Origin of the sequence: Paracoccus sp. UBA889 (assembly GCA_002294185.1) — a bacterium.
Taxonomy (GTDB): domain Bacteria; phylum Pseudomonadota; class Alphaproteobacteria; order Rhodobacterales; family Rhodobacteraceae; genus Paracoccus.
Genome location: DBFD01000039.1, coordinates 16,032 through 25,611 on the forward strand (window position 1 = coordinate 16,032; position 9,580 = coordinate 25,611).

7 protein-coding genes are annotated in these 9,580 nt (G+C 66.1%); 3 read left to right on the forward strand and 4 right to left on the reverse strand.

Translation table 11 applies throughout. The annotated features are described in order from the left end of the window. Nucleotides 1-86 precede the first annotated feature (86 nt). The 3 genes from gcvP (at nucleotide 87) to B4L36_RS06455 (ending at nucleotide 5,403) form a co-directional block, all read left to right on the forward strand. Nucleotides 87-2,927, forward strand: a complete 2,841-nt coding sequence (gene gcvP / locus B4L36_RS06445; RefSeq protein ID WP_292954080.1) for an aminomethyl-transferring glycine dehydrogenase — start codon at nucleotides 87-89, stop codon at nucleotides 2,925-2,927. A 194-nt stretch (nucleotides 2,928-3,121) separates the two neighbouring features. Further along, nucleotides 3,122-3,490, forward strand: coding sequence for a hypothetical protein (locus B4L36_RS06450; protein WP_292954083.1), 369 nt, complete (start codon nucleotides 3,122-3,124; stop codon nucleotides 3,488-3,490). A gap of 17 nt (nucleotides 3,491-3,507) precedes the next feature. Further along, on the forward strand, nucleotides 3,508-5,403 hold the full coding sequence (locus B4L36_RS06455; RefSeq protein ID WP_292954086.1) for a pyrroloquinoline quinone-dependent dehydrogenase: 1,896 nt from the start codon (nucleotides 3,508-3,510) through the stop codon (nucleotides 5,401-5,403). Nucleotides 5,404-5,442: 39 nt separating this feature from the next. Here B4L36_RS06455 and argC read toward each other — a convergent pair whose 3' ends face one another. From argC to adh, 4 genes are all read right to left on the reverse strand, one after another. Further along, nucleotides 5,443-6,360 (reverse strand): N-acetyl-gamma-glutamyl-phosphate reductase, encoded by a 918-nt coding sequence (argC, locus tag B4L36_RS06460; protein WP_292954089.1) that lies wholly within the window; start codon nucleotides 6,358-6,360, stop codon nucleotides 5,443-5,445. Nucleotides 6,361-6,430: 70 nt separating this feature from the next. After that, nucleotides 6,431-6,760 (reverse strand): DUF779 domain-containing protein, encoded by a 330-nt coding sequence (locus B4L36_RS06465; RefSeq protein WP_292954092.1) that lies wholly within the window; start codon nucleotides 6,758-6,760, stop codon nucleotides 6,431-6,433. Continuing rightward, complete coding sequence (locus B4L36_RS06470) at nucleotides 6,757-7,821, reverse strand: DNA topoisomerase IB (protein ID WP_292954095.1); 1,065 nt, start codon at nucleotides 7,819-7,821, stop codon at nucleotides 6,757-6,759. The genes B4L36_RS06465 and B4L36_RS06470 overlap by 4 nt, the downstream gene beginning before the upstream one ends. Before the next feature lie 99 nt (nucleotides 7,822-7,920). After that, nucleotides 7,921-9,447: an aldehyde dehydrogenase gene (gene adh / locus B4L36_RS06475; protein ID WP_292954098.1), complete on the reverse strand. Its 1,527-nt coding sequence runs from the start codon at nucleotides 9,445-9,447 to the stop codon at nucleotides 7,921-7,923. Between the last annotated feature and the right edge of the window lie 133 nt (nucleotides 9,448-9,580).

Below are 9,580 nucleotides of genomic sequence, written 5' to 3' on the forward strand. Positions count from 1 at the left end.
GGCCGGGGGCGCTTCGCCCCCCGGACCCCCCGAGGATATTTGACGACCAAGGCAGGCCCGGCGGGTGCTGCACGACGGAGATGCGGATGAGCAGCTGGACACCGACCGACTACAACCCCGACGATTTCGCCAATCGCCGTCACATCGGTCCCTCGCCCGACGAGATGGCCGAGATGCTGACGGCAATCGGTGCGGACAGCCTGGATGCGCTGATCGACCAGACCGTGCCCAAGGCGATCCGGCAGGACCGTCCGCTGGACTGGCCCGCCCTGTCCGAGGCCGCGCTGCTGGCCCGGATGCAGGAGGTCGCGGCCGGGAATCGCGTCATGACCAGCCTGATCGGGCAGGGTTATTACGGCACCGTCACGCCGCCCGCGATCCAGCGCAACATCCTGGAAAACCCGGCCTGGTACACCGCCTATACCCCCTACCAGCCCGAAATCGCGCAGGGCCGGCTGGAGGCGCTGCTGAATTATCAGACCATGGTCGCCGACCTCACCGGGCTGCCCGTCGCCAATGCCAGCCTGCTGGACGAGGCGACGGCGGCGGCCGAGGCGATGGCGATGGCGCGCCGGCAGGCCAAGTCCGGCGCCGATGCCTTCTTCGTGGCCGATGATCTGCATCCCCAGACCATCGCCGTGATCGAGACGCGGGCCGCGCCCCTTGGCATCCGCATCCTCAAGGGCGGGGTCGGCGATCTGAAGGCCGATCAGGTCTTCGGCGCGATCTTCCAGTATCCCGGCACCCATGGCCATGTCCGCGACCTGACGCCCGAGATCGCGGCGCTGCACGAGACCAGGGCGCTGGCCATCGTGGCTACCGATCTGCTGGCCCTCTGCCTGCTGCGCGAACCCGGCGCCATGGGCGCCGACATTGCCGTGGGCAGCGCCCAGCGATTCGGGGTGCCGATGGGCTATGGCGGCCCCCATGCGGCCTTCATGGCCTGCCGGGACGCGCTGAAACGCGCCATGCCGGGCCGGATCGTGGGCGTCTCCGTCGATTCCGGCGGCAATCAGGCCTATCGCCTGTCGTTGCAGACCCGCGAACAGCATATCCGGCGCGAGAAGGCGACCAGCAATGTCTGCACGGCGCAGGCCCTGCTGGCGGTGATGGCCAGTTTCTATGCGGTGTTCCACGGGCCGGTGGGGCTGCGGGCCATCGCGCAGCGGGTGCATCTGAATGCGGCGACGCTGGCCAATGCGTTGCGCGCCGCCGGGGCCGAGGTCGCGCCCGAGGCGTTCTTCGACACGATCACGGTCAAGGTCGGCGTGGGTCAGGCCGGAATCCTGGCCGCCGCCGAACAGCGCGGCATCAATCTGCGCCGCGTGGGCCGCGACCGCGTCGGAATCAGCCTCGACGAGACGACCGATGCGGGCGTGATCGCGCGGCTGCTGGATGCCTTCGGGATCGACGATCCCGCCGCCCCTGCCGACCGGCCCGCAATCCCCGACGATCTGCTGCGCGACAGCGACTACCTGACCCATCCCGTCTTTCACATGAACCGCGCCGAATCCGAGATGATGCGCTACATGCGCCGATTGTCGGACCGCGATCTGGCGCTGGACCGGGCGATGATCCCGCTGGGTTCCTGCACCATGAAGCTGAACGCCGCGGCCGAGATGATGCCGATCACATGGCCTGAATTCGGCCGCCTGCATCCCTTCGCGCCGCGCCATCAGGCGGCGGGCTATGCCGAGGCGATCGGCGATCTGACCGACAAGCTGTGCGAGATCACCGGCTATGACGCCTTCTCGATGCAGCCCAACAGCGGTGCGCAGGGCGAATATGCGGGGCTGCTGACGATCCAGGCCTGGCACCGGTCGCGCGGCGACGATCAGCGCGATGTCTGCCTTGTCCCGGCCAGCGCCCATGGCACCAACCCGGCCAGCGCACAGATGTGCGGCATGAAGGTCGTGGTGGTGAAATCCGCCCCCAATGGCGATATCGACCTGGAGGATTTCGCCGACAAGGCGGCCAAGGCCGGGACCGCGCTGGCGGCGGTGATGATCACCTATCCCAGCACGCATGGCGTCTTCGAGGATACCGTGCGCGAGGTCTGCCGGATCACCCATGATCATGGCGGGCAGGTCTATATCGACGGGGCCAACCTGAACGCGCTGGTCGGGCTGGTCAAGCCGGCCGAGATCGGCGGCGATGTCAGCCACCTGAACCTGCACAAGACCTTCGCCATTCCGCATGGCGGCGGCGGGCCGGGCATGGGCCCGATCGGCGTCAAGGCGCATCTGGCCCCGCATCTGCCGGGCGACCCGCGCGAGGATGGCAGCGGAGCGGTCGCGGCCGCGCCCTATGGCAGCGCCTCGATCCTGCTGATTTCCTGGGCCTATTGCCTGATGATGGGGGGCGAGGGGCTGACCCAGGCGACACGGGTGGCGATCCTGAACGCCAATTACATCGCCAGCCGTCTGGCGGGCGCCTATCCGATCCTGTTCATGGGCAATCGCGGCCGGGTGGCGCATGAATGCATTCTGGACACGCGGCCCTTTGCCGACCATGGCGTGACCGTGGACGATATCGCCAAGCGGCTGATCGACAACGGCTTTCACGCCCCCACGATGAGCTGGCCGGTCGCCGGCACGCTGATGGTGGAACCCACGGAATCCGAAACCAAGGCCGAGATCGACCGCTTCATCACCGCCATGCTGGCGATCCGGGACGAGATCACCGAGATCGCCGAGGGACGCATCGGCGCCGAGGACAGCCCGCTGCGCCGCGCCCCGCACACGGTCGAGGATCTGGTCGCCGATTGGGACCGGCCCTATAGCCGGGAACAGGGCTGCTTTCCGGCCGGTTCGTTCCGCGTGGACAAATACTGGCCGCCGGTCGGGCGGGTGGACAACGCCTATGGCGACCGCAACCTGGTCTGCACCTGCCCGCCGCTGGACAGCTATGCCGAGACGGCGGAATAGGTTCCTGCGCGCGGGCCCGTGCGGCCGCGACCCGCGACGCCGGTTGAGGCCCCCGTGATCCAGGGCGATGTTTGCGGTATCGGCCGCGGGCGGGGATGGAACCGGCATGTCTCTGCCGGTCTTTCCTTTCCAGACCCGCCGGCAGCCGGCGCCTTTGCGCCGACCGGACGGGCCCGGACAGGAAAGGAGACATCATGTCAGCATCCGTTTCTCATGCCGCGACGCCGCAGAGCGCCCGCGAAGAACTGGTCGCGACCGCGATGGCGTTGCCGGCCGTTCTGGCTGTCGTCGTGGGCCTCGTCGATTATTTCAGCCACGAATCGGGCATCCGGGGAACGCCCGGCGCATTGCTGGTGACGGGCGGATCGCTGGTGCTGGCCATCACCGCCTTCGCGGTGGGCCGCATGGCCCCCGGCGCCTGGCGCACGACGCTGACCGTGATGATCCTGGTCGGCGCGGCGCTGACCGCGCTGGCGGCATGGTTTCTTGAAAGCGTGCTGATCGTGCTTGGCATGGTTCTGCTGATGGCCTGCTGGGCGGTTTTCATCATGGTCGCGAGGTAGATCCGATGACACGCGTGATGACGATTCTTCCCCTTGTGGCCGCCTTCGCCCTGCCGGCGGCGGCGCAACAGACCGAATGGCCCACCTTTCAGGGCGATCTGAAGGCGCAGAAATACGCCCGCTCGACCCAGATCACGCCCCAGAATGTCGGCCAGCTTGAAAAGGCGTGGGAGCTTCATACGGGCGACGTCTCGGACGGGTCGGGCGATATTCCGGGCACGGTCTGGTCGGCCACCCCGATCCTGGCCAATGACATGCTGTATGTCGGCACGCCCTTCTATCGCATTCTGGCCGTCCGGCCCGATACGGGCAAGGTCGAATGGACCTATGATCCGCAGACCGAACTGAAGGCCCTGACCCAGCCCGAGCTGAAGAACCGCGGCGTCGCCTATTGGCAGGCCAGCGACGGCAGCACCGGCCCCTGCAGCAAGCGGGTCTATATCGGCACGATGGATGCGCGCCTGCATGCCGTGGACGCCGAGACCGGCAGGCTGTGCCCGGATTTCGGCGATGCCGGGATCCTGGATGTGAACCAGTGGAACAAGCCCGACGCCAATTTCCCGCTGTCGCAGTTGCAGCCGCCCACGGTGACGGGCGACACGCTGATCATGGGCTGGGCCGGCAAGGACTGGTACGATGCCGAGAACCCTCTGGGATCGGTGTTCGCGGTCGATGCGCGCACCGGCAAGCGCAAATGGACCTATCAGTCGATCCCGCAGGATTATGACGGACTGACCGGCACCGCGAATGTCTGGACCGCCATGTCGGTGGACGAGGAAAACGGCCTGGTCTATCTGCCCGTGTCCAGCCCCAGCCCGGATTTCTATGGCGGCACCCGGCTGGACCCGATTCCGCAAGCCACCTCGATCACCGCACTGGAGGTCGAGACCGGCAGGGTCGCCTGGTCGCGCCAGCTGGTCCATCACGACATCTGGGATTACGACATCAACGCCGCCCCGACGCTGGTCGATATCCGGAAGGATGGCCAGACGATTCCGGCGCTGGTCGCCACCACCAAGATGGGCCTCTATTTCGTCCTGAACCGCCTGACCGGCGAGCCGGTCTATCCGATCGAGGAAATGCCCGTCCCCGCCAGCGATGTCGAGGGCGAGAAGGCCGCGCCGACGCAGCCGATGACGCGACTGCCCGAACCCGCGACCGCTGATGACTGGGGCGGCGTGTTCCGCCTGGCCGATTGGGCCTCGTTCGGCTTCTGCTCGGCCAAGGCGGCCGACCTGCGCTATGAGGGCCGCTATACGCCGCCTTCGCTGCGGGGAACACTGACCTTTCCGGCGACGGCGGGCGGGATGCAGTGGGGCGGCGGCACGGTCGATCCCGAGACCGGCATCTACTATGTCAACAGCTCGAAGATCGTGCAGATCTATCAGCTGATCCCGCGCGAGGAATATGACCGCCTGACCTCGGGCGGCAGCGAGGCCGGGGGCGGCTTGTTTCCCCAGAACGGCGCGCCATACGGGTTCCGGCTGACCAATTTCCTCAATCCCTTGGGCATGCCCTGCTGGAAACCGCCCTATGGCACGATGTCGGCGGTCGATCTGAAGACCGGCGAAACGCTGTGGAAGGAACCTTTCGGCCAGGTGCAGAAATGGGGCTTCTACATGCCCGAAAGCTGGGGTTCACCCACCATTGGGGGCCCGGTTCTGACCAAATCGGGGCTGATCTTCATCGGTGCCTCGATGGATGCGCGGGTCCGGGCCCTGGATGCGAAGACCGGCAAGGTCCTGTGGAAGGCGCAGGTCGATGCCCCGGCCGTGTCCATTCCGGCGGTCTATGACTACAAGGGCCGCGAATATGTCGTCTTCACCGCGGGCGGAAACTCGATCGTCAAGCCCCAGGTGGGGGATCAGCTGGTGGCTTTCGCGCTGCCGCAATCGTCGGATCAGGCCCGATAGGACAAGGGGTCCCGCTGCGCCGCGCCGGGGCCCTGCGGCCTATAGCCCGGTCTCTTCCGGCAGGCCCAGCATCAGGTTCATGTTCTGCACCGCCGCGCCGGACGCGCCCTTGCCCAGATTGTCCAGCACCGCGACCAGCGTCGCGCAACCCAGCGAATCGTCGCCATGGACGCTGATCCGCATCATGTTGGTGCCGTTCAGCGCCGTCGGAACGATTCGCGCGCCGATCGCCTCCGGGCTTTCGACCGCGACGAATTGCTGGCCCGCATAATGGTCGGACAGGGCCTCGCGCAGGGCGGCAAGGGTCCGGCTTTCATCCAGATGCAGCGGCACCTGCACCGCCATTCCTTGCGCGAAATTGCCGACCGAAGGCGCAAAGACCGGCTGCACCAGAAGCCCGGTATAGGCCATGATCTCGGGGATGTGCTTGTGGTTCTGCGCAAGGCCATAGACGAAATGCGCCGGCGCGCCGCCATCGTGATATTCGCTGATCAGCGCCTTGCCGCCGCCGGTATAGCCGCTGACCGCGTTGATGGCGACGGCCTCTTCCTCGTCGATCAGGCCGGCCGCGATCAGCGGCGCGATGATCGCGATGGCGCCGGTCGAATAGCAGCCCGGATTGCTGAGCAGCCGCGCGCCCGCGATCTGGTCGCGGACACCTTGGGCCAGTTCCGCGAAGCCATAGACCCAGTTTTCATCGACCCGATGCGCGGTCGAGGCGTCGATCAGCCGCACGTCCAGATCGCGGGTCAGATCCACCGCCTCGCGCGCGGCATCATCGGGCAGGCAGAGGATGGCGATGTCGGCGGCGGCAAAGGCCTCGCGCCGGGCATCGGCATCCTTGCGGCGTTCCGGGTCGATCTGGATCAGCGCGATATCGTCGCGGCCCAGCAGGCGGTCGCGGATCTGCAGACCCGTCGTGCCGGATTCGCCGTCGATGAAGATGCTGTGCGCCATGATCGAACCTCCAGGGGGACGCGCAGCTTATAGGCGATCGGTCGCGGCTTCACAATCGCGGGACCGCGGGTCAGGTCGCGCACAGGTCCGAACGGGTCAGGAACCGCTTTTCGCGCCCGTTATCCAGGCTGAACATGCCGCCCCGGCCGGGCACCACGTCGATGGTCAGATCGGTATGTTTCCAGGTCTCGTACTGGCTGGCCGAGATATAGAAGGGCGCGCCGCCGATCTCGCCGATCTTCACGTCGCGTTCGCTGACCTTGAAGTCGTCCTGCGGGTAACACATCGGGCTGGACCCGTCGCAGCATCCGCCCGACTGGTGGAACAGGACCGGCCCGTGATCGGCCGTGATTTCCTCGATCAGTTGCAGGGCTTCCGGTGTCGCGGTGACGGTGCTCATGATTTCAACCTCCTCCTGAGGAATGTCAGGACCTGCTTTTCCTCGGGTCGCAGATCCGGCTTTTTCAGATTGTCCGCGATCTTCTCGCGCAGTTCCAGCTTCAACCCGCCCGACAGATAGGCGTCGATGATCTGCGGATGAACATAGCATTTGCGGCAGATCGCGGGCGTGTTGCCCAGGGTCGCGGCGACGGTCTCGATCGCCTCGCGGACATTGGCCCGGGCGGCGGCCTCGCTGTCGGCGGCCTCGTATTCCGCCAGCGCCAGCGCGGCCAGCACGGTGCCGGTCCAGGTGCGGAAATCCTTGGCCGTCACCTCGCGCCCGGAAATGCCGCGCAGGTAATCGTTGACCTCGGTCGAACTGACCTCGCGTCGCTGGCCGTCCTCGTCGAGATACTGAAACAGGTGCTGGCCCGGAATGTCCTGGGCGGCGCGGACGATTTTCGCCACGCGGGCGTTGCGGATATCCAGATCCCATTCCTTGCCGCCCTTGCCCTTGAAGCGGAACCGCACCTCGGACCCGGCGAAGGTCACATGGCGGTCGCGAAGGGTGGTCAGGCCGTGGGACCTGTTCTCCTTGACATAGCCGCTGTTGCCGACGCGGATCATGGTGTTTTCCAGCAGCCAGACGATCGTGGCCAGAACCTTTTCGGCGGGCAGGCCACGGCGGCCCATGTCCTTGTCCACCTGGCGGCGGATCCGGGGCAAGGCGGTCGCGAATTCCAGCATGTGATCGTATTTCGCACTGTCGCGCACCTCGCGGAAATCGGGGTGATAGCGGTATTGCTTGCGCCCCTTCGCATCGCGCCCCGTCGCAAGGATGTGGCCGCGCGGGTCGGGGCAGATCCAGACATCCTCGTAGGCCGGCGGGATGGCCAGCGCGGCCAGACGCTTGCGTTCGGCCTTGTCGCGGATCGTGCGGCCCCTGGCATCGCGGTAGGAAAAACCCCTGCCCGCGCGGATGCGGGTGATCCCCGGCATGTCGTCGTTGACATAGATCAGGCCGGCGCCGGTGGCGGCGTCCTCGGCATCGAGGATGGGGCTTTCGGTATCCTTGGGCATCGGGACGATCCGGCAGGGAGGAGACGTGATGTCCCAACGCCGCAAGGCCCCCGCAGGTTGCGGGGAGGGGACGGCCCCGAAGGGCCGCCCCGCCTGGCATCAGAAGAAGCCCAGCTTCTTGGGGCTGTAGCTGACCAGCATGTTCTTGGTCTGCTGGTAATGGTCCAGCATCATCCGGTGGTTCTCGCGCCCGATACCCGATTGCTTGTAGCCGCCGAAGGCCGCGTGCGCCGGATAGGCGTGATAGCAATTGGTCCAGACCCGGCCCGCCTTGATCGCGCGGCCGAAGCGATAGCAGGTATTGGCCTCGCGCGACCAGACGCCTGCGCCCAGCCCGTAGAGGGTGTCGTTGGCGATCGACAGCGCCTCGTCATCGTCCTTGAAGGTGGTCACGGACACGACCGGGCCGAAGATCTCTTCCTGGAAGACCCGCATCTTGTTGTTGCCCTTCAGCACCGTCGGCTCGATATAATAGCCGCTGGACAGATCGCCCCCCAGATCGGCCGCCTTGCCGCCGGTCAGCACCTCGGCACCTTCCTTGCGGCCGATGTCGAAATAGGACAGGATCTTTTCCTTCTGCTCGCTGCTGGCCTGCGCGCCGACCATCGTTTCGGAATCGCGCGGATCGCCCTGCTTGATCGCCTTCACGCGGGCCAGGGCGCGGTCCATGAACCTGTCATAGATCGATTCGTGGATCAGCGCGCGCGACGGGCAGGTGCAGACCTCGCCCTGGTTCAGCGCGAACATCACGAAACCCTCGATCGCCTTGTCGAAGAAATCGTCATCCTCGCGGGCCACGTCCTGGAAGAAGACGTTCGGCGACTTGCCGCCCAGTTCCAGCGTCACCGGAATCAGGTTCTCGGACGCGTATTGCATGATCAGCCGGCCGGTCGTCGTCTCGCCGGTGAAGGCGATCTTGGCGATGCGGTTGCTGGAGGCCAGGGGCTTGCCCGCTTCCAGACCGAAGCCGTTGACGACGTTCAGCACGCCCGGCGGCAGCAGATCGGCGATCAGATCCATCAGGACCATGATCCCCGCCGGGGTCTGTTCGGCCGGTTTCAGCACCACGCAATTGCCCGCCGCCAGCGCCGGGGCCAGCTTCCAGGTGGCCATCAGGATCGGAAAGTTCCACGGAATGATCTGGCCCACCACGCCCAGCGGCTCGTGGAAGTGATAGGCGACGGTGTCATGGTCGATCTCGGAAATGCCACCTTCCTGCGCGCGCAGGACGCCCGCGAAATAGCGGAAGTGATCGACCGCCAGCGGCAGGTCCGCGGCCATCGTCTCGCGGATGGGCTTGCCATTATCCCAGGTCTCGGCGGTGGCCAGCAGTTCCAGATTGGATTCGATCCGGTCGGCGATCCTGTTGAGGATGTTGGACCGTTCGGCGACCGAGGTCTGGCCCCACTTGTCCCGGGCGGCGTGGGCGGCGTCCAGGGCGGCCTCGACATCCTCGGCACCGGATCGGGCGATCTCGCCGATCTCGCCTCCGGTGATGGGCGTCGTGTTCATGAAATACTTGCCCGATTTCGGCGCCACCCAGGTGCCGCCGATGAAGTTGTCATAGCGTTTGGCAAAGGGCAGCACGCCCACGCCCTTGAATTCGTGCGTCTGGTCGTTCGGCATTGTCTTGATCCTCCTCTCGTCCCGGCATTTCCTGACCGGGCCTGGGTCACAGTTTGGGATGCTGAGGATTCGATTCAACGCAGGCGGGATCGCCATCGCGTGAACCTGTCTCGCGGGTGAGACAGGTGTCGGA